The following is an 18,873-nucleotide window of genomic DNA, read 5'->3' as shown; positions in this document are numbered from 1 at the left end:
GAAGGCCGAGCGCAGGTTCGATGCCGCGGTAGCCGCCCCCGGCCATGGATGGCCGATGGCGGCGGGCCCACGGAGCAGGACCGGAGCGAGGGCATGCCGAGCCACAGCGAGGCACCGTACGTCAGGGGCAAGAGCGTTTGGTTACTTGGGGTTGGGCGGCATTCCGTATTTCCAAGTGACCCGCCGTAAGGGCGGAACCCTAAGCCGCCGTTACCGCAGCAACGGATATGTACCCCAACCAAAAACACAGCTCGACTAACCGGCCGCCAACCCCTTCCCTGCCCGCTCCAGATTGCGCCACAACCAAACAGGCAGAACATCAGGATCAAGACTGTCGATCAGGTTCTTCAACGCCAACCCCAACTCCGTATCACCCTCAATCACCAAACGCCTGCGAAAGAACAACGTATCCGGATCCTCCTGACGACTCGCCAACAATAAAAACTCACGCCAGTTACCGCTGATCGTCACATGCGCCGTGGCGCGTTCAGCAATTCGCAACCCTTGACGGGTCAGCGTCAAATACCAGGACAACCCCAGATCCGGAATCCGCAAGCACAACCAACGCCCGCGCAACACTTCAAACTCGCCATCGCGCAACGGCTCGGCAAGGCAACGATTCAGCGCCTGCTGCAACGCCAGTCGCTGCACCGCAAAAGGCACCCGACGCACCAGCGGCAACAACCGGTCGGCACCTTTCAACAACCACTTTTTACGATTCAACACAGTCCGACCTCCTCGACGCGCAACATCCCGGCCTGGCCATGCCAGTAACCGTTGCAACCGTCGACAAACAGCGGCGGCGTCTCGCCCAGACGAACCCGTTGATAGGCAGCAATAACCTCGGCCATGCCCTGAGCGCGAGGGCTCAGACGCAACAAATCGGCGCCACAAGCCACCAGCCCGGTGTAATCCGCCAGCAAGTTGGTCACCTCAGCCGACATCGTTTGAATACCGTTAATGGTGAACAGTGCCTGCCCTTCCTGACTGGTCAACGGCAGGCCGTCGGGGTAATTAAGACAGCAAAACCGGCAGTCATCCTTGGGCAAGTTTTCCGCCCGAGCGGTGAAGCAGCGTGCGGAATAGGCCAAGGGCAAATGCCCATAGGCAAAGATCTCGACTTCCGGCACCTCACGGCCCAGTTCGCGCACCTGCTCGAGCACATCGCCAATCAGCGCCGCCGAGCATTCCACCGGCGGCACCCAACGGGTCATCCCGCAGTCCAGCAGTTGCGCCAGCGTATGGCCGTTGTACAAATTCAACGCCGGACCGCCCACAAACGGCAACTTGCGCTCGGCCAAAAACTGCACCGCGCCCATGTCGTTGGCCTCCACCAGCAATTGGCCGTTGTCGCAGAGCCGCCGCAGGCTGGACAGTTCGGAGGCCGCTTCGATCAGCGTCAGGCTGGAGATCACTAATTGTGCCTGGCTGCATTCCTGCAACTCGCGCCCCAGACCCAGCCATTGATCCAGTGAAAAGGCCCGGCGTTTCGAACACACGGTTTCCCCCAGATAAATCACATCCAGGGGCAAGGCCGACATCTCGGCGTAAAAGTTGCTGAGTTGCTCTTTGTCCCAATAAAACAGGACCGGTCCAAGGCTGAGCTTCATGTCGCCTCCCTCATTGCCATGATCGATGATAAGCACCCAGGGTGGTCTGGCTGCCTTCGGACAAACCGGCCAGCACCCGACGCCATTCCTCCTTGACCCGAAAACTGCCCGGCGAGCCACGATGGGCATCCAGTGCCGCGCGCCAGACTCGGGTGACCTGTTCGACATAGGCCGGACTGCGTTGCCGGCCCTCGATTTTCACGGCTTCGACGCCGATGGCCGTCAATTCCGGCAGCAAGTCCAGAGTGTCGAGGCTGGTGGGTTCCTCCAGCGCATGGAAGCGTTTGCCGCCGACCAGGAAACGGCCTTTGCACAGGGTCGGGTAACCGGCGGGTTCGTCAGGGGTGTAACGGTCGATCAGCACTTCACTGAGCCGCGCGCTCAAGCCTTCAGCGTCTTCGCTCCAGCGCACCGCTTTGGCCGGCGAACAGACGCCACAGAGGTTCGGTGACTCGCCGGTGATGTAGGACGACAGATGGCAACGCCCTTCGGCCATGATGCACAAGCTGCCGAAGCCAAACACTTCGATGGGCACCGGGCTGCTCGCGGCGACCTGGCGCACTTGCGCCAACGACAACACTCGCGGCAGCACCGCGCGACGAATCCCGTAGCGTTGCGCATAAAACTCCAACGCCGCGGCATGGGTCGCCGAGCCTTGGACCGACAGGTGCAACGCCAATTGCGGATGCCGCTGGCTGGCGTAGTTGAGTACCCCGGGATCGGCGGCGATCAACGCATCCACGCCGAAATCGGCGGCGCGATCGACTGCGCGCTGCCAGCGCTCCCAACCCTTGGGTTGCGGGTAGGTGTTGACCGCGACGTAGAGTTTGCGTTGATGCTGGCGGATGTGAGCGACCGCCGCGTCGAACTGTTTGTCGTCCATGTTCAGCCCCGCGAAATGCCGGGCATTGGTGTCATCGCGAAAACCGACATAAACGGCATCGGCGCCTTCGCGCACCGCCGCTTTTAGCGCAGGCAGGTTGCCTGCCGGGCAGACCAGTTGCATGGGTAATCCTCATGGAAAAACGCGCTGCCAGTCTAGCGAGACCGGCAGGCAGAGCCTTGACGGCAATCAATTGCCATCAATGCATCAGGTCGGCGAAGGACAGGAACATCACGTTGTCGTGCTTGAGCACTTGCTGCTCGCACTCGATCACCGCCAGCCCGTCGGCCCAACACGCGGCGGTCAACATCGCCGAGCTTTGCTGAGGGTGCAGCTCCACACTCAATTGGCCGTTAGCGTCAGGAGTGAGTCTTGCCCGCAAGTACTGCCGACGCTTGTTGCGCTGCAACCAGTCGAACCCGGCGGGAACGGCCATTGGCACCGGCAACACGTCTTTCACGCCTTGAGCCCTGAGCAGGAACGGACGCACCACCACCAACGCGGTAATCAGCGCCGCCGAAGGATTGCCCGGCATGCCGATCCAGGGTTTGCCGGCCACTTCGCCGAAGGCCAGCGGTTTACCCGGCTGAATGGCCAGCCGCCAGAAGTCCAGGCTGCCGAGTTCCTCGATGGCCTGTTTGAGGTGATCTTCCTCGCCCACCGAGACGCCCCCGGAACTTAACAGCAGGTCGCATTCCGAGGACGCCAGGCTCAAGGCATGCCGGCTGGCCGCCAACTCATCGGCCATCACGCCGTAGTCGTGCACCTCGACGCCCCAACCGCTCAACAACGCCGCGAGGCAGTAGCGATTGCTGTTGTAAATCTGCCCCGGCGCCAATGGATCGCCCGGTTCACGCAGTTCATTGCCGCTGCTGAGCAAACACACCTGCAACGGGCGGTAGACCTCGACCCGAGCGATGCCAGCGCCGGCCAGCAACCCCACTTCCTGCGCACGCAGGCGTTTACCGGCCTGGAGCAACAGGTCTCCCCGGCGAACCTCCTCACCTTCCTTGCGCACGTGATCACCGGCGTTTACGGGCGGAAACCAGACACGCTCGCCATCGATCCGGCAGCGCTCCTGCGGCACCACCGTGTCGGCACCCGGCGGTAATGGCGCACCGGTAAAGATCTGCACCGCTTGCTGCGCGAGCAACGGCGAGCACGCCTGATCCCCCGCCGCAATTCGTCCGCCAATCAACAAACAGCCGCCGTCCAGTGGCAGGTCAGCGGCCCTGAGGGCATAACCGTCCATGGCACTGTTGTCCCAGGCCGGCAGGTTGACGGGAGAATGAATGTCCACCGCCAGCACCCGCCCCAAGGCTTGATCCAGCCCGATCTTTTGCGCCAGGGGCGGCGGCGGTGCCTGATCCAGCAGACGGCTGATGGCCTCGTCTACCGGCATCAGGTGGCCGAGGTCACACACCCGGCCGGTCATGAGCGTGTCTCGCAGGCGTCGATGACCCGTTGTGCTTGCGGTTTCAAATGCGGGGCGAAATTGCACGGGCCGGTGCGACTGTCCAATTGTTCGAGCAGGATCTGGTTCCAGGCGGTTCGACACGCGCCGGGCGAACCCGGAACGCAGCACACCAGCACGCCGTTGCTCATCCCGGCCAATGCCCGGGATTGCAGGCTGGACATGCCGATCTCCGCCAGGGACACCTGACGGAACAATTCACCGAAGCCTTCCACGTGTTTGTCCAGCAATGGCAAAACCGCTTGCGGAGTGTTGTCGCGCGCGGTGAAACCGGTGCCGCCGGTCATCAGTATCACTTGAACCTGAGGGTCGGCGATCCAGTGGGAGACCTTGGCGCGGATCTGATAAATGTCGTCCTTGACCAGGTCACGGTCGATCAAAACATGCCCGGCCGTTTGCAGTAAATCGGTCAGGGTCTGCCCCGAGGTGTCGGTGTCAAAGGTGCGCGTATCGCTGATGGTCAGCACGGCGATGTTCAGGGGTTCAAACGTGCGTTGCGCCAGATGGGCCATATCCAAGCCTTCCCGTGTATGAGGGTATGGGACAAAGCCTGAACTGGAATTCGCAGTGAGCCTATTCCTCCAAGGAGGTACCTCGTCAGGGACAATGACACTACCAATCGTAAGTCGAGCGCATACCTGTGGGAGCGGGCTTGCTCGCGAAGGCGGTGTGTCAGTCGACATTAATGTTGCCTGACACACCGCCTTCGCGAGCAAGCCCGCTCCCACATTGTTCTTCATTGCTACACGTTCTGCTCAAGGCGCCAGGCGGTTTCGCTGCCACGTTCTGCTCAAGGCGCGTTTGTCGCTGACGGCCCCCTGCTGTTGAGGCCGTCCCGGCTGTATATCGATTCATTACAAACACAACCGCCTTCGCGAGCAAGCCCGCTCCCACATTGTTCTTCATTGCTACACGTTCTGCTCAAGGCGCCAGGCGGTTTCGCTGCCATACGCCGTCACACAACCGGTAATCAAGACGGTCATGCAAGCGGTCTGCACGCCCCTGCCAGAACTCCAGACGCTCAGGGTGCAGGCAGTAGCCGCCCCAATGCTCGGGCCGAGGCACGGTCTTGCCGGCAAAACGTTGGGTGGTTTGTAGCAACAGCGATTCAAGCTCGGCCCGATTGGCCAGCGGTCGGCTTTGCGGTGAAGCCCAGGCGCCCAGGCGGCTGTCTTGTGAGCGGGAATCGTAGTACGCATCCGACAGCGTCGGATCGAGCCTGGTGACCTGGCCTTCGATACGCACCTGACGCTCCAGCCCCGGCCAGAAAAAGGTCATGGCGGCATGCGGGTTAGCGGCCAGTTGCTGGCCCTTGTCACTCTGGTAATTGCCGAAAAAGGTGAAGCCTTCATCGCTCAAGCCCTTGAGCAGCAGGACCCGGCAGTGCGGGCGCCCTTCACTGTCGACCGTCGCCAACACCATGCTGTTGGCTTCGACAGGCACGCGCTCGGTGTCGCGGGCCAGCTCCATCCATTGCCGGAACATCGCCATCGGGTCGTCCAGTGCCGACTCGTCTTGCAGGCCAAACAGGGTGTAGTTGCGGCGCATCTGTGCCAGGGAAAGGGGCATGACGGTGATCTCCAAAAAGGTTCTGCCCAGTGTGCAAGACACAGCGCAACAGCACCTTGATCACCATCAACCTTATTTGAGACGCAGACGCCGAGCCAGTTTGTGCAGGTTGCTGGGATCGACTTCCAGAATCCGCGCAGCGCTGGCCCAGTTCTCCCCGGACAGGCTCAAGGCCTGGAGAATTTTCTTGCGCTGGTAATCGTCGACCGCTTCACCCAAAGGCTGGAACGGCTCATCAGCCATCACGTCCAGGGGACTTTCGACGACCGCGCCCTGCCCGCCCATGGCACTGTCGAGGTCCAGAATCTCGGGCTCCAGCGTCATGATCAGCGTACGACTGGTGCCGCGACTGAGCTGCTTCAACGCGGCTCGGCTGATCACATGCTCCAGCTCGCGCACGTTGCCCGGCCAGCTGTAAGTCAGCAGCGCTCGCTCGGCCGCCGGCGACAGACGCAAGCCGCGCAGACCGAGCCGTGCCCGATTGAGTTCAAGGAAATGCCCGGCCAGCATCAACACGTCGTTGCCTCGCTCGCGCAGCGGCGGGATCGGCACCGGGTACACCGAGAGCCGGTGATACAGATCGGCCCGAAACAAGCCGTCGCGGATGCTGTCCGGCAGGTGCCGGTTGGTCGCGGCGATGATGCGCACATCGACATGCAACGGCTTGTCGGCGCCGAGGCGCTGGATCTCGCCGTTCTGCAGGGTGCGCAGCAACTTCGCTTGCACGGCCAATGGCAATTCACCGACTTCATCGAGAAACAGCGTGCCACCGTTGGCCGCATCGAAACGTCCGGCACGGTCACTGGTGGCACCGGAAAAGGCGCCTTTGACATGGCCGAACAATTCACTCTCTGCCAGAGACTCCGGCAAGGCGGCGCAGTTGACCTGCACCAGCGGCTTATGACTGCGGCGCGACAGACGATGCAAGCGCCGGGCGAACAGCTCTTTGCCGACACCGGTCTCGCCCAACAGCAATACCGGCAGCTCGGAGTCGGCCAGTACGTCCAGTTCATTGAGCAACTGATGCAGCACCTCACTTTGCCCGAGGATTTCGCCTTCATCAGCCGGCCGTCGCACATCTTGAATATCGCTGCGGGACAGGCGCAGGCTGCGGTTTTCCTGCTCAAGCCGGGTGACTCGCACGGCGGCTTCGATCTGCAAGGTGCAGCGCTTGAGCTCTTCCCGCGCACGGCTGTCGAAGGTCCCGGCGTGCAGCGCATCGAGGGTGATCGCGCCCCAGATCCGCCCCTCCACATACAGGCTCACGCCCATGCAGTCGTGCACTGGCATCGGTTCGCCAGCGTGATTGTCGAGCAAGCCGTCATAAGGATCCGGCAGGCGACTGTCGGGCTCGAACCAGGTGGGTTCGCGCGACGCCATGATCGCCGCCAGCCGCGGATGCTGGGCGATGACAAACCGGCGGCCCAACGCTTCATGCACCAGCCCCACCGTCGCGACCGGCCTCAAACTGTCGTCATCCAGACGCAGCAGTCCCACGGCGCCACTGTTGAAGTACTCGCGCAGGGTCTGGACCAGTCGTTGCAACCGCACAGCATTGGGCAACTCGACAATCAGGTCGGCCGCCAGGCTTTCACGCAGCATGGTAGTTTTTACCCTCTATGGTTGGATTCACCCTAAAGCGTCCGGGTGCCTATCACCACAACTAAAAATTAAGCCATATTTTTCAATACGTTAAATATGGCATGCCGGATGCAATGACCCTGGGGAACCGTTGAAATCCAAACAAGGAACCCCTGATGAGCCTGACCCTATTGGAACAAAGCCTCGGCCAACTGGCGTGCGACATTCCCGGCGCCACGCGGATTTTTCACACCTTCAAACTGGACTTCTGTTGTGGCGGGCATAAAAGCCTGCGTGAAGCGGCCGCGGGCAAAGACCTCGATCCGGCCCTGATTGCCGATGCGCTGCACCGGCTGCAAGACACCGGCGAAACCCAACACGATTGGCGCAACGAACCGTCGGAGCTGTTGATCGCCCACCTTCTGGCTCGCTACCACGCCCGCCACCGCGAGCAACTGCCGGAACTGATCCGCCTGGCCCGTCGCGTCGAGCAGGTCCATGGTGCGCGCAGCAGCTGCCCCAATGGCCTGGCCGATCTGCTGACCGACATGCAACAAGAACTCGAAGGCCACATGCTCAAGGAAGAGCAAGTGCTCTTCCCGATGCTGCAACAGGGCATCGGACCTCAGGCCGCGCCGCCGATCCAGGTGCTGCGCTTTGAACATGATCAACATGGCGAAGCATTGGAGAGGCTGCTCGCGCTGACCAACAACATCACCCCGCCGGCCGATGCCTGTAACACCTGGCGCGCCCTTTATCGTGGGCTGCTGGAGTTTCGTGATGACCTGATGCAACACATCCATCTGGAAAACAACGTGTTGTTTGTTAACGCCTTGAACCGTCGTCATTGATCGATTGCCGCTCACACCCGACCCGCGCCAGCCCACCGGTTGACGCGGGTTTTGTCTGTCAGGGACGGCGGACGATCAACCGTGCCAATAGAACATCGCCTTGGCCAGGATCACGATCAACACCATGTGCCCGAGGATGCTGCGGCGAATCCAGCTGGCGCGGGTCGCGGTCAGTCGTGCGCTTTTCAGCCAATACGCCAGCAGAAAGTAATGGCCGATGATGCTCAGGGCCAGCACGATCTTTAGACTCAGCAACGTGCCAAAACTACTCGCCAGCGGCTGACTCAATACGCCACGGTGCTGCCACGCCAGGCTGATGCCGGCGCCATACAACAGCAACACCACGCCATGCAGCACCTTGCGCGAGCGCACTGCAATCGCTTGATCTGCGGTCGTTTGCGCGGTATCCGCCAACTGCTGACGGGCGCGGTGCCAGATCACCACCTCGAAAAACAGCGTGCCGATGAAGGCAATCGCTGCCAGTAAGTGGGTGACCAGTAAAAAGGGATATAACACCGGCAGCCTCCATCAGTTCACGTGGTTAGCCCGGATGACCGTCCACCCGGGCCCGGAGCAGCATCGGCCCATAGCGCCAGGCGTACAGCGCAAACGCCAGCGCCCAGCACAGACCGGCCAGCCACAACGCAGGCAGGGGAAAGAACAGGATCAACACGACCCGGCTCAGACAGGCCAGGTTGAGCAGAATGAACGCCAACGTCATGCCCGATGGCGGCTCCAGCGCGCGGCCGGTGTGCCCCAGGCTGACCCGGGCGATCATCGCCAGCACCAGGCCGCCCATGGCGCCAATCGTCAGGCAATGCACCGCCAGACTCGGGTTGATCGGCACACCGAAATGCCACAGCGCCATTGCGAGACAGGCCACCGCCAACCAGGCATACGCCAGGTACAACGACCACAGCAACGGCACACGCCAAAGGGCGCGATCATGCCAGCGAACCAGACGCACCAGATGCCCTGCGGCCAACACGGCGAACAACAGGCCGACCCAGAGAGTGGGCTCAAGTGCTGGTCCGGCGGCATACAACAACGCCACGAGAGGAGAGCCAATCAGCAGCAACCAATCCAACCAAGGCCAAGGGGTAACGCCCTCGACCTTGCCGAGACCGCGCTGTATGAAGAACGGAATGACCCGCCCGCCGATCAACCCCATCATTGCCGCCACCAGCCAGAGGCCGGTCAGCACGCCTTGACGCTGCCAGCCTTCATGACCTGCGACCAGACCGTACAGGGACAATCCGTCGGCCGCCGCTAACAACAACAGCACCACCGCAATCGGGTAGTTACGTTTCTGCCGCACCTTCCACAAGGTGAAACCCATGAGCGCGGCCACCGCCAGCGGGAACGCCAACTCCAGCACCGCAAGCACCGGCCACGGCGCATTGACCAGCCAGGCCACGCGCGCCAACAACCACAGCAACGCCAGCGCGGCCAGGGGTCGCCCGCTGAGGCCGGGGCGTCCGGTCCAGGTTTGCACCGCCGTCAGCAGAAAGCCCGCGATGATCGCCAAGCCGAACCCGAACAACAATTCGTGTCGATGCCAGCCCAGCCAGCCACCCGCCGGCTGCCAGCCGGAAAGCGCACCACTGAAGGCGGCGAGCCAGACTGGAATCACCAGCACCGCCAACAGGCAGCCTGCGAGAAAAAATGGCCGAAAGGCCAAACGTAACAGCGGCGCGATGGCCATCGCTTTACGGCGGTCGAGCACTTGCATAAAGCCACTCCTTTATCTTGCTACATGGGGCAATCATCGGGTATTGGCGATCAATTGCCTTTGTCGCAGATCAAGTGTGCAAGGGGCGTGCCCTGCAGCTTTCTTGTATTCCTGTGGCGAGGGAGTTTTTCCTTGTGGGAGCGAGCCTGCTCGCGATGACAGCGGCACATTCAGCATCAATGTCGGCTGACCCGCCGCTATCGTCGGAACGCCGCCCGGAGCCGGCTCGCTCCCACAGGGGTGATCAGCTCAAGGTACAAATGACCATTAAATGGTTATTTAAACCCCAAACCTCGTGGTTATTTTTACCCTCTTATCTGAGAGCCCCAATAAACAAGGGCCTCCAGGCATGGCCCGCGTCTTGCTCAAGCTTTCAGCAATCAAAGAAACCTTGATCCCTCTCGATCCCCAGGAGTCGTCATGAAAAAAGTCATCCAGCCACTGGCCTGGTTTGTGGTGTTGACCTCGGTTCTGGCGTTGGCCAGCGGCGTCTCGCTGGGCCTCGTTTGACTTGATCGCCACCCCCTCCTCAATCCTCAGGATGAATTCTTATGGTGCTTCATCGCGTCCATCACCAGATTCTGCGCAGTCATCACTTGTTCGAGCCGTTGAACGAAGAACAGCTGGATGAATTGATGAGTACCAGCCACCTGCTCAGCATCGACAAGGGCGAACCGTTGTTCCGCCAGGGCGAGCCGGCAGACTCGTTCTATTTCGTGATTGCCGGCGCGGTGAAAATCTACCGACTGACACCGGATGGGCAGGAGAAAGTGTTTGAGGTCATTGGTGATCGGCAAACCTTCGCCGAGGCGATGATGCTGATGGACACCCCGAACTATGTGGCCTCGGCCGAAGCGATCTGCCCGACTCAGCTCTATCGGTTATCCAACAACACCTACATGCGCCTGCTGCAGAGCAATAGCCGACTGACCTTTGCGCTGCTCGGCAAGCTCTGCGTTCGCCTGCATCAACGGGTCAACGAAATCGAAACCCTGTCCCTGAAAAACGCCACCCACCGGGTCGTGCGTTATCTGCTGACGCAACTGGTGCGCCAGCAAACCGTTGACAGCCAATTCGAACTGCCAATGGCCAAGCAACTGATTGCCGGGCATCTGTCGATCCAGCCGGAAACCTTTTCGCGGATCATCCGTCGCCTGATCGATGAAAAAATCATCACCCAGGACGGCCGCCAGATCGCCATTCTCGATCGTCTGCGCCTGGAACAGTTCGAGTGAGTGCCATGCCCGTCTGTTTGTATTGCCAACACGCCAACCCCGCAGAAGAAACCGAATGCCGCCAATGCGGCATGCCCCTGCCGGCATTGGCTGCACAGGCGGGGGAACGCCGGCTGCGCCGATTCATGTGGTTCTGCATCGGCCTGACGATCTTCTGCGTGACGATGTTTTTCTGGCTGCCACGCAGCATCTCCTAAATCCCCCACCTATCCCCTGTAGCAGCTGCCGAGCCTGCGAGGCTGCGTCCGGCTGCGCAGCAGTCGTAAAACCATTCACCGCGGCGTATCAGTTAAACCGCGGGCTCAGGGTTTACGACTGCTTCGCAGCCGAACGCAGCCTCGCAGGCTCGGCAGCTGCTACAGACCGTGTTGATCACGGCTGGGTCAGCTGACGATACAACTGCGGCAAGCGCAGGGGTAATTGCTCGGGCTGGCGGATCAAGGTGTAGCCGTTGGCGCCGAACATGTAAGGCAAGTAATCCCCGGCCTCGCGGTCAATCGTGATACAGAACGGCGTCAACCCCTGACGCCGCGCCTCCAGCACCGCCTCGCGGGTGTCTTCAACGCCGTAACGCCCCTCATACAGATCCAGATCATTCGGTTTGCCATCCGTCAGAAGCAGCAACAGCTTGCTGCGTCGTTTGCTCTTGCCCAGCAGTTGGGTGGCGTGGCGGATGGCGGCGCCCATGCGGGTGTAATAACCCGGTTTGAGCCCTTGAATGCGACCACGGGTGTTGTCGTCATAACGCTGGGTGAAGGACTTGAGTTCCTGCATGCGCACTTGATGACGACGCAGCGAGGAAAACCCGTACAGGGCGAAATCATCACCGAGTACCGACAGGGTTTCGCCGAACAGCAACAGGCTGTCGCGGATCACATCAATCACCCGATGCTCATCGTCCAAATGCGCGTCGGTGGACATCGACACATCGGCCAGCAACAGGCACGCCAGGTCGCGGCGTGTCCGCCGTTGTTCCATGAACAGACCTCGCTCCGCACATTGGCCATGCTCGCGCTCAACGTGAAAATCCAGCCAGGCCTGCATGTCCAGTTCAGACCCTTGGGGTTGCTGGCGTAACCATTGGCGATCATTGCGCAGGTGCTCGAACTGCCGGCGCAAACGGTGCGCCGAGGCCTTCAGCCGTGGCGGCAATGGCTGCGCCTCGCAGTCGCGGGGCACCATCATTTGCAGATTGACGAAGGCGTCCTGCATTTGCTGTTTGCGATAGTCCCACTCCGGCAACTTGATGCCCTCGCCCAGGGGGATATCGTCGACATCGGCCGGTGGCAAATCCAGGTGCAGCTTGAGGCCGCCGCCTTTGCGCAGACGAGTACGCGACAAGCTCAACTCGTCGAGGTCCTCGGCGACTCTGGCCGCGTCCGGATCTTCGCTGTCGTCTGACCAACGATCGAGGTCGACGTGTTCGGTCCAGCTGAACAGGTTTTCCAGGCGCACGATTAACAACCCGCCGTCGCGGCTGCCTTCATCGATCCGCTTGGCGCGTTTACTTGCGCCTTTCTGCTCACCGGGCGGGGTCGTCAGCGACTCTTCCGACTCGTCACCGAGGTCGGCAGCCTGCGGACTCGCAAGGTTTTCTGGCGGGTACAACCACAGCGGCAACGGCCATGCGGCCCGTTCGCTGCGGGGAAAATGTTCGACACTGCCTGGCTCGCGTAGCGCCTGGCATAACGCCCGCTCCAGCGCAGCTTCACCGGCATTCAATGTGGCCGGATCCGGGCGTAGTTGCAGATGGGCATCGACCAAACGTTTGTACCGGGCACGCAACGCGGGATAGCGCCGCAACAGCTGTTGCGTCCAGCGCTGATTGTCCCGCCCCCAGTGCCGCATCTGCCCGGCCTGGGCCGCCAGCAATGCGAGCCAACGATAGAGTTCCTCGTTCAGCGCGACTTCAGGAAAAACCGCCAGGCTCGACGGCAGACGAAGGTTCGTCGCGTCGCACCACGCCAAAGGCACTTGCTTGCAGGTGCCGGCGATCTGCTGCAGCACGTTGCGCCGCAACAGCAGATCACGGTCGCTGGCGGCTTCCACGCCGACGCCATTGGCGCCACCCATGGCGCGAAACAGCAGCGCCAGCGGTCGTTGCTGGCTGGCCAGTTCGACGCGTGCTTCGGGGAAGTCCGGGCTGGCGCGCCGGGTGATGAAACGATGCCAGACGCTGCCGACCCACTCTTCCAGTTCGACGGTAAAGGCCATGGTCATTGCCCTTTTTGTAAAGCAAAAAAACGGCCCGCTGTATCAGCCGGGCCGACCTTTTCTAGCCGTTACAGCGGCTCATGAAGGAACAACGGCAGCCGGGGCGCGCAACGCTGCGCGGCCACGTTGCTTGAAGCTGAACAGGTAACAGAGCAGTCCCGCCAGGAAACCAAGACCGGCGCCAAAACGGGCCCAGAACAGCACCTGCAGATGTTCGACCGTGGCCATGAATGGCAATGCGACGCCATCGACCTGCCAGCGTTGCAGGTAGACCTGAACGACACCGGCAGCGGTGAGGAACAGCGTGATCATCACCATCGACAGGGTCATCAACCAGAAGCCCCAGATTTCGAGGGTCTGCGAGCGCTCATCGCCTGCTTCACCCAGCCCGCGCAGTCGTGGCATGGCGTAGCTGATCAAGGTCATCACGATCATCGCGTAAGCACCGTAGAAAGCCAGGTGGCCGTGCGCCGCCGTCAGTTGCGAGCCATGGGTGTAGAAGTTGACCGGCGCAAGGGTATGCAAAAAGCCCCAGACGCCAGCGCCGAAGAACGCTGTGACGACGGTTCCCTTGGCCCACAGGGTTGCCGCGCGGTTCGGGTGTTGCCGGCGACGGTTCTTCACCATGCTGAAGGCGAATATCACCATGGCCAGGAACGGTAGCGGCTCGAGTGCCGAGAAGATTGAACCGACCCACAACCAGACCTCGGGCGCACCGATCCAGAAGAAGTGGTGACCGGTACCGATGATCCCCGTTATCAGCGCCATGGCGATAATCACGTAGAGCCATTTCTCCACGACTTCCCGGTCTACACCGGTGATCTTGATCAGGACGAAAGCGAGCATCGAACCCATGATCAGTTCCCACACGCCTTCTACCCAAAGATGCACCACCCACCACCAGTAGAACTTGTCGCGGGCCAGGTTGCCGGGGTTGTAGAAGGAGAACAGGAAGAACACCGCGAGCCCGATCAGCCCGGTCATCATGACCATGCTGACGGTGGTCTTGCGACCTTTGAGCAGGGTCATGCCGATGTTGTAGAGGAAGCCCAGGCACACCACCACAATGCCCATCTTGGTGATGGTCGGCTGTTCCAGGAACTCCCGGCCCATGGTCGGCAGCAGCTCGTTGTGGGTCAGCCTGGCCAGGCCGGCATACGGCACCAGCAGGTAGCCCAGGATCGTCAATACGCCAGCGGCGGCGAATACCCAGAACAGGATGATCGCCAGTTTCGGACTGTGCAGTTCGCGGTCGGCCTCTTCCGGAATCAGGTAGTAGGCGGCGCCCATGAACCCGAACAGCAACCAGACGATCAGCAGGTTGGTGTGCACCATCCGCGCCACGTTGAAGGGAATGATCGGGAACAGAAAGTCCCCTATCACGTATTGCAGGCCCATGATCAAACCGAACAGCACCTGACCGAGAAACAGGATCAGGGCAAACACGAAGTACGGTTTGGCCACGGCTTGCGAGGCGAATTTCAGATGCGGATTAGCAATGCTCATCGCTTAGCCCTCCTTGTTTGGCGGCCAGCCATTGGTGTTGATTTTCGAGCTCCATTTGAGGAACTCGGCGATGTCATCCACCTCCTGGTCACTCAACTTGAACTGAGGCATCGCGCGACGGCCCGGTACGCCCAGTGGCTGCATTTTCATCCAGGCATGCAGAAAGGGTTTGAAGCCCGCCTCCCCGCCGCGCCGCTGGAACACGTTGCCCAGCTCAGGCGCGAAGTAGGCGCCCTCGCCCAGCAGCGTGTGGCAGCCGATGCAATTGTTTTGCTCCCAGACCAACTTGCCGCGCACCACTGATTCGGTGAGCTGCGCTTCATTGCTGCGCTCTGGAAAGGTCTGTTCCGTGTGATAGGTCAAAGCCAGGAATATCAGGAAGAAGAAAATGCTTCCCCCGAAGTAGATGTTCCTGGCCATGCCTTTGGTGAAGGTGTCTGACATGGTCGCTTCCTCTTTGCTAGGCCCGTCCATCATAGGAAGCGAAGGGTCGAAACCTGCTTGATGGCGATCAAGAAAGTCAGATGGTTTTGGTCGGGTATTGCCGACAACACAGACCGAATGTGGGAGCGGGCTTGCTCGCGAAGGCGGTGTGTCAGGCAAATCAATTGCGACTGACACACCGCCTTCGCGAGCAAGCCCGCTCCCACACTAGAGTTGCGGTGTTTTACGGGCTGTATTCCCTCAGCGGAACGACACCAGCGTCAGCCCCACAACGGCCGCCAACACCAGCGCCCAGCTCAACATCAAGCGCCGCCACAGTCGCGGTGCATGGCGCATCTCCATGAAGCCGTCGGTGATCAGCCACGCCTTGCCGACCGCCACCAGCAAGATGGCAATCGACAGCAGCGATGTCGCACCGACGTGTGCCAGCGCCACCGTGCACACACTTAACGTCGCGAGCGCCGCCCAACAGACGAGCAAAACCCTGGAAACAGACATGAGAACCTCGTCAACTCAGCACGTAGACCAGCGGAAACAGCATGACCCAGATCAAATCGACCATGTGCCAATAGAGCACGCCGGATTCAAACCCGCTGCGCGTGTTGGCGTCGTACAGACCACGGCGACAGCGCTCGGCCAGCCACCCGAGAATGACCATGCCGAGCACTACGTGGAGAAAATGAAACCCGGTAAGAATCCAGTACAACGTGAAAAACGTGTTGTGCTCCATACCCAGCCCCGAGGCCAGCAAGTGCCGGTATTCCGTGAGTTTCAGCACCACGTAGACACTGGCGGCGAGCAACGCCATCAGCAGGAAGACCGCGCCGTGACGGGATCGTGAGCGCCTGACTTGCTCCTGTGCCAGCGCGGCGAACAGGCCCGCAGTGAGCAGGCTCAGGGTCATCGCCAGCCCGGTGGAGGTGTTCAGCAACAGACGGCTTTCACTGAACATCTGCGGCTTGAGCGCCTGGGTCACGGCGAACGCCAGGATCAGGATGGCGAACACCGACAGCTCGGCGAGAATGAAAAACCACATTGCCAGATCGCCCGGCAAGTGACGGCGCGAGAAGCCCGTGGACTCAGCCGAAGTGGACATCAACCACGTCCATCAGCGCGGCAACGGTCAGCGGATCATCACTCAGCGGCTCGGCCAGGCAGGCCATGCAGGCCTCACGGGGGCTCATGCCGGAGCGGATCATCCGCGCCGTGAAAATCAGCAGTCGCGTCGAGGCGACCTCCTCCAGATCATGTTGATCGAGCCGGCGCAGTGCCTGCCCCAGCCGCACGACCTGCGCCGCCAGCGCGCTGTCCACCTGAGCTTCCCGGGCAACGATGCGTTCCTCATCGGCCACCGGCGGATAGCCAAAGCGCATCGCCACAAAGCGTTGGCGGGTGCTGGGTTTCATGCCTTTGAGCAGGTTCTGGTAGCCGGGGTTGTAAGACACCACGAGCATGAAGGACGGCGGCGCCTTCAGCACTTCGCCGGTGCGTTCCAGGAACAGCTCCCGACGATCATCGGCCAATGGATGCAACACCACCACGGTGTCCTGACGCGCCTCGACCACTTCGTCGAGGTAACAGATGCCACCTTCACGCACCGCGCGGGTCAGCGGCCCGTCCTGCCACCAGGTGCCCTGGGCACCGATCAGGTGACGGCCGATCAGGTCGGCTGCGCTCAGATCATCGTGGCAAGCCACGGTGTACAACGGCAGTTTCAGCCGATGGGCCATGTGCTGGACGAAACGGGTCTTGCCGCAGCCCGTCGGGCCTTTGATCAGCACCGGCATGCCGTGTCGCCAGGCTTGTTCGAACAGCGCCTCCTCATTATTCAGCGGTTGGTAGAAGGGTTCGATCGGGTGTTCGCAAGACTGGGTACGGTCCATGGGCTGCCTGTTCCAGAAGCGGATTCAAGGAACACGCTACGGGCCCCTGCGACAACCTGGCAAGTGAGATGGCCGGCAAACTTGATCGTCGTCAAGCGAACATTGGCCTGCTCGGGCATAGCCTTGCACGGCACTAAGAACCTGCGTTCTGCGCTGCCGTTTCAGCACATCGCAAAGGTCTTGCCTGAGGAGAAATGGAATGCTGATCAGCAATAGAAAAACGTTTGCCCTGACGCTCACCACGTTGTGTTCGGCACTGGCCCTGGCGGTGAGTCATGCCGCCAGCGCTGAAGAGCCCGCCGCCGCGACCACCCCGCCCATGGTCAAAACCGCCGGCGCTCCTGACATGAGCCAGGCCGAGTTCGACTCATCCAAGGAAATCTACTTCCAGCGCTGCGCAGGCTGCCACGGCGTTTTGCGCAAAGGGGCCACAGGCAAACCGCTGACACCGGACATTACCCAGAGCCGCGGGCAACCGTATCTGGAGGCCTTGATTACCTATGGCTCACCGGCGGGCATGCCGAACTGGGGGACGTCCAATGCGCTGACCAAGGATCAGATCACGGTCATGGCCAAGTTCATTCAGCACACGCCGCCGACGCCGCCGGAATGGGGCATGGCCGAGACGCTGAAAACCTGGAAAGTACTGGTCAAACCCGAGGATCGTCCGAAGAAGCAGCTGAGCAAACTCAACCTGCCGAACCTGTTTTCGGTGACGTTGCGCGATGACGGCAAGATCGCCCTGATCGATGGGGACAGCAAGAAGATCGTCAAACTGATCGAGACCGGTTATGCCGTGCACATCTCACGCATATCGGCTTCGGGCCGTTACCTGCTGGTGATTGGCCGGGACGCGCGGATCGACATGATCGATCTGTGGCCGGTCGAGCCGACCAAAGTCGCCGAAGTCAAAGTGGGCATCGAGGCGCGCTCGGTCGAGACCTCCAAGTTCAAGGGCTACGAAGACAAATACACCATCGCCGGTTCTTATTGGCCGCCGCAGTTCACCATCATGGATGGCGAAACCCTGGAGCCGAAGCAGATCGTTTCGACCCGCGGCATGACCGTCGACAAGCAGGAATATCACCCGGAACCCCGAGTCGCGGCGATCATCGCCTCCCACGAATGGCCAGAGTTCATCGTCAACGTCAAGGAAACCGGCAAGGTGATGCTGGTCAATTACCAGGACATCAAAAACCTCACCGTCACCTACATCGATGCCGCGCCCTTCCTGCATGACGGCGGTTGGGACAGCACGCACCGCTACTTCATGACCGCCGCCAACAACTCCAACAAAGTCGCCGTGATCGACTCCAAGGAGCGCAAGTTGACTGCGCTGGTGGACGTCGGCAAAACCCCTCACCCGGGTCGCGGCGCCAACTTCAATCACCCGACCTACGGCCCGGTCTGGGCCACCAGCCACTTGGGTGATGACGGCATCTCGCTAATCGGCACCGACCCGACCAAACACCCGCAATACGCCTGGAAGCAGGTCGCCTCACTCAAGGGCCAGGGCGGCGGATCGCTGTTTATCAAAACCCACCCTAACTCTCGCCACCTGTACGTCGACACCACCCTCAACCCGGACGCCAAGCTCAGCCAATCGGTGGCGGTATTCGACATCGACAAGCTCGACGCCGGCTACACCGTACTGCCCATCGCCGAGTACGCGGGCATCAAGCAAGGCGCGATGCGCGTCGTGCAACCGGAATTCAACAAGGCCGGCGATGAAGTCTGGTTCTCCGTGTGGAGCGGCCAGGCAGACGAGTCGGCGCTGGTGGTGATCGACGACAAAACACTGAAGCTCAAGTCAGTCATCAAGGACAAACGACTGATCACACCCACCGGGAAGTTCAACGTCTACAACACCCAACACGACATCTATTGAGCT

Annotated in this window: 19 protein-coding genes; 4 read left to right on the top strand and 15 right to left on the bottom strand. The window is 60.9% G+C overall.

Going from position 1 to position 18,873, the window contains the following annotated elements; genetic code table 11:
* Nucleotides 1-255: 255 nt before the first annotated feature.
* The 7 genes from ubiT to norR all read right to left on the bottom strand — a co-directional run bounded on the left by ubiT (nucleotide 256) and on the right by norR (nucleotide 7,138).
* Nucleotides 256-726 (bottom strand): ubiquinone anaerobic biosynthesis accessory factor UbiT, encoded by a 471-nt coding sequence (gene ubiT, locus ASC74_RS04275; RefSeq protein WP_056739472.1) that lies wholly within the window; start codon nucleotides 724-726, stop codon nucleotides 256-258.
* Complete coding sequence (locus tag ASC74_RS04270) at nucleotides 720-1,610, bottom strand: U32 family peptidase (RefSeq protein ID WP_056739470.1); 891 nt, start codon at nucleotides 1,608-1,610, stop codon at nucleotides 720-722. Before ASC74_RS04270 ends, ubiT begins: the two co-directional genes overlap by 7 nt.
* A gap of 10 nt (nucleotides 1,611-1,620) precedes the next feature.
* Nucleotides 1,621-2,616 carry a ubiquinone anaerobic biosynthesis protein UbiU gene (ubiU, locus tag ASC74_RS04265; RefSeq protein ID WP_046046530.1) on the bottom strand — a complete coding sequence of 332 codons (996 nt, stop codon included), beginning with the start codon at nucleotides 2,614-2,616 and terminating at the stop codon, nucleotides 1,621-1,623.
* A 76-nt stretch (nucleotides 2,617-2,692) separates the two neighbouring features.
* The gene (locus tag ASC74_RS04260) at nucleotides 2,693-3,928 is read right to left on the bottom strand and encodes a molybdopterin molybdotransferase MoeA (RefSeq protein ID WP_056739468.1); all 1,236 of its coding nucleotides are present in this window, start codon (nucleotides 3,926-3,928) and stop codon (nucleotides 2,693-2,695) included.
* Nucleotides 3,925-4,479 carry a molybdenum cofactor biosynthesis protein B gene (moaB, locus tag ASC74_RS04255; RefSeq protein ID WP_046052662.1) on the bottom strand — a complete coding sequence of 185 codons (555 nt, stop codon included), beginning with the start codon at nucleotides 4,477-4,479 and terminating at the stop codon, nucleotides 3,925-3,927. Before moaB ends, ASC74_RS04260 begins: the two co-directional genes overlap by 4 nt.
* Before the next feature lie 409 nt (nucleotides 4,480-4,888).
* Nucleotides 4,889-5,536 carry a pyridoxamine 5'-phosphate oxidase gene (gene pdxH / locus ASC74_RS04250; protein ID WP_056739466.1) on the bottom strand — a complete coding sequence of 216 codons (648 nt, stop codon included), beginning with the start codon at nucleotides 5,534-5,536 and terminating at the stop codon, nucleotides 4,889-4,891.
* A 72-nt stretch (nucleotides 5,537-5,608) separates the two neighbouring features.
* Nucleotides 5,609-7,138: a nitric oxide reductase transcriptional regulator NorR gene (gene norR, locus ASC74_RS04245; protein WP_056739464.1), complete on the bottom strand. Its 1,530-nt coding sequence runs from the start codon at nucleotides 7,136-7,138 to the stop codon at nucleotides 5,609-5,611.
* A gap of 155 nt (nucleotides 7,139-7,293) precedes the next feature.
* On the opposite strand from norR, the gene ytfE reads away from it, so the two are divergent.
* Entirely contained in the window at nucleotides 7,294-7,968 is a 675-nt protein-coding gene (gene ytfE, locus ASC74_RS04240) for an iron-sulfur cluster repair protein YtfE (RefSeq protein WP_056739463.1), read from the top strand.
* Nucleotides 7,969-8,043: 75 nt separating this feature from the next.
* On the opposite strand, the gene ASC74_RS04235 is transcribed toward ytfE, so the two are convergent.
* Nucleotides 8,044-8,484, bottom strand: coding sequence for a CopD family copper resistance protein (locus ASC74_RS04235; RefSeq protein ID WP_056739461.1), 441 nt, complete (start codon nucleotides 8,482-8,484; stop codon nucleotides 8,044-8,046).
* A gap of 25 nt (nucleotides 8,485-8,509) precedes the next feature.
* Entirely contained in the window at nucleotides 8,510-9,700 is a 1,191-nt protein-coding gene (locus tag ASC74_RS04230) for an NnrS family protein (RefSeq protein ID WP_056739459.1), read from the bottom strand.
* Nucleotides 9,701-10,251: 551 nt separating this feature from the next.
* Between ASC74_RS04230 and ASC74_RS04225 the strand changes: the two genes are divergently transcribed.
* Both ASC74_RS04225 and ASC74_RS04220 read left to right on the top strand, forming a co-directional pair.
* The gene (locus ASC74_RS04225) at nucleotides 10,252-10,935 is read left to right on the top strand and encodes a Crp/Fnr family transcriptional regulator (RefSeq protein ID WP_046046537.1); all 684 of its coding nucleotides are present in this window, start codon (nucleotides 10,252-10,254) and stop codon (nucleotides 10,933-10,935) included.
* Nucleotides 10,932-11,132, top strand: coding sequence for a protein DnrP (locus ASC74_RS04220; RefSeq protein ID WP_177338828.1), 201 nt, complete (start codon nucleotides 10,932-10,934; stop codon nucleotides 11,130-11,132). The genes ASC74_RS04225 and ASC74_RS04220 overlap by 4 nt, the downstream gene beginning before the upstream one ends.
* Before the next feature lie 175 nt (nucleotides 11,133-11,307).
* On the opposite strand, the gene ASC74_RS04215 is transcribed toward ASC74_RS04220, so the two are convergent.
* The 6 genes from ASC74_RS04215 to ASC74_RS04190 all read right to left on the bottom strand — a co-directional run bounded on the left by ASC74_RS04215 (nucleotide 11,308) and on the right by ASC74_RS04190 (nucleotide 16,982).
* The gene (locus tag ASC74_RS04215; protein WP_056739457.1) at nucleotides 11,308-13,149 is read right to left on the bottom strand and encodes a nitric oxide reductase activation protein NorD; all 1,842 of its coding nucleotides are present in this window, start codon (nucleotides 13,147-13,149) and stop codon (nucleotides 11,308-11,310) included.
* A 78-nt stretch (nucleotides 13,150-13,227) separates the two neighbouring features.
* A complete protein-coding gene (locus ASC74_RS04210) occupies nucleotides 13,228-14,655 on the bottom strand; it encodes a cbb3-type cytochrome c oxidase subunit I (protein WP_056739455.1) in 1,428 nt (475 codons plus the stop codon).
* A gap of 3 nt (nucleotides 14,656-14,658) precedes the next feature.
* A complete protein-coding gene (locus ASC74_RS04205; RefSeq protein WP_033062194.1) occupies nucleotides 14,659-15,099 on the bottom strand; it encodes a c-type cytochrome in 441 nt (146 codons plus the stop codon).
* Between the two features lie 240 nt (nucleotides 15,100-15,339).
* Nucleotides 15,340-15,597 (bottom strand): cytochrome C oxidase subunit IV family protein, encoded by a 258-nt coding sequence (locus ASC74_RS04200; RefSeq protein ID WP_056739452.1) that lies wholly within the window; start codon nucleotides 15,595-15,597, stop codon nucleotides 15,340-15,342.
* 10 nt (nucleotides 15,598-15,607) lie between these two features.
* Complete coding sequence (locus tag ASC74_RS04195; protein ID WP_056739450.1) at nucleotides 15,608-16,195, bottom strand: cytochrome c oxidase subunit 3 family protein; 588 nt, start codon at nucleotides 16,193-16,195, stop codon at nucleotides 15,608-15,610.
* Nucleotides 16,179-16,982 (bottom strand): CbbQ/NirQ/NorQ/GpvN family protein, encoded by an 804-nt coding sequence (locus ASC74_RS04190; protein WP_046046542.1) that lies wholly within the window; start codon nucleotides 16,980-16,982, stop codon nucleotides 16,179-16,181. Before ASC74_RS04190 ends, ASC74_RS04195 begins: the two co-directional genes overlap by 17 nt.
* Before the next feature lie 199 nt (nucleotides 16,983-17,181).
* Here ASC74_RS04190 and ASC74_RS04185 point away from each other — a divergent pair, with 199 nt between their 5' ends.
* On the top strand, nucleotides 17,182-18,870 hold the full coding sequence (locus tag ASC74_RS04185) for a nitrite reductase (RefSeq protein WP_056739449.1): 1,689 nt from the start codon (nucleotides 17,182-17,184) through the stop codon (nucleotides 18,868-18,870).
* Nucleotides 18,871-18,873 lie beyond the last annotated feature (3 nt).

Origin of the sequence: Pseudomonas sp. Root329 (genome assembly GCF_001424925.1) — a bacterium.
Taxonomy (GTDB): domain Bacteria; phylum Pseudomonadota; class Gammaproteobacteria; order Pseudomonadales; family Pseudomonadaceae; genus Aquipseudomonas; species Aquipseudomonas arabinosi.
The sequence above is the reverse complement of the archived record's forward strand: the minus strand, read 5'-3'. Positions and strand labels throughout refer to the sequence as shown.

What these genes read in the sequence shown, in the direction of transcription:
- ASC74_RS04270 (WP_056739470.1), bottom strand. Translation starts at nt 1,610, where the DNA reads ATGAAGCTCAGCCTTGGACCGGTCCTGTTTTATTGGGACAAAGAGCAA.
- ubiU (WP_046046530.1), bottom strand. Translation starts at nt 2,616, where the DNA reads ATGCAACTGGTCTGCCCGGCAGGCAACCTGCCTGCGCTAAAAGCGGCG.
- ASC74_RS04260 (WP_056739468.1), bottom strand. Translation starts at nt 3,928, where the DNA reads ATGACCGGCCGGGTGTGTGACCTCGGCCACCTGATGCCGGTAGACGAG.
- moaB (WP_046052662.1), bottom strand. Translation starts at nt 4,479, where the DNA reads ATGGCCCATCTGGCGCAACGCACGTTTGAACCCCTGAACATCGCCGTG.
- pdxH (WP_056739466.1), bottom strand. Translation starts at nt 5,536, where the DNA reads ATGCCCCTTTCCCTGGCACAGATGCGCCGCAACTACACCCTGTTTGGC.
- norR (WP_056739464.1), bottom strand. Translation starts at nt 7,138, where the DNA reads ATGCTGCGTGAAAGCCTGGCGGCCGACCTGATTGTCGAGTTGCCCAAT.
- ytfE (WP_056739463.1), top strand. Translation starts at nt 7,294, where the DNA reads ATGAGCCTGACCCTATTGGAACAAAGCCTCGGCCAACTGGCGTGCGAC.
- ASC74_RS04230 (WP_056739459.1), bottom strand. Translation starts at nt 9,700, where the DNA reads ATGCAAGTGCTCGACCGCCGTAAAGCGATGGCCATCGCGCCGCTGTTA.
- ASC74_RS04225 (WP_046046537.1), top strand. Translation starts at nt 10,252, where the DNA reads ATGGTGCTTCATCGCGTCCATCACCAGATTCTGCGCAGTCATCACTTG.
- ASC74_RS04215 (WP_056739457.1), bottom strand. Translation starts at nt 13,149, where the DNA reads ATGGCCTTTACCGTCGAACTGGAAGAGTGGGTCGGCAGCGTCTGGCAT.
- ASC74_RS04210 (WP_056739455.1), bottom strand. Translation starts at nt 14,655, where the DNA reads ATGAGCATTGCTAATCCGCATCTGAAATTCGCCTCGCAAGCCGTGGCC.
- ASC74_RS04205 (WP_033062194.1), bottom strand. Translation starts at nt 15,099, where the DNA reads ATGTCAGACACCTTCACCAAAGGCATGGCCAGGAACATCTACTTCGGG.
- ASC74_RS04200 (WP_056739452.1), bottom strand. Translation starts at nt 15,597, where the DNA reads ATGTCTGTTTCCAGGGTTTTGCTCGTCTGTTGGGCGGCGCTCGCGACG.
- ASC74_RS04195 (WP_056739450.1), bottom strand. Translation starts at nt 16,195, where the DNA reads ATGTCCACTTCGGCTGAGTCCACGGGCTTCTCGCGCCGTCACTTGCCG.
- ASC74_RS04190 (WP_046046542.1), bottom strand. Translation starts at nt 16,982, where the DNA reads ATGGACCGTACCCAGTCTTGCGAACACCCGATCGAACCCTTCTACCAA.
- ASC74_RS04185 (WP_056739449.1), top strand. Translation starts at nt 17,182, where the DNA reads ATGCTGATCAGCAATAGAAAAACGTTTGCCCTGACGCTCACCACGTTG.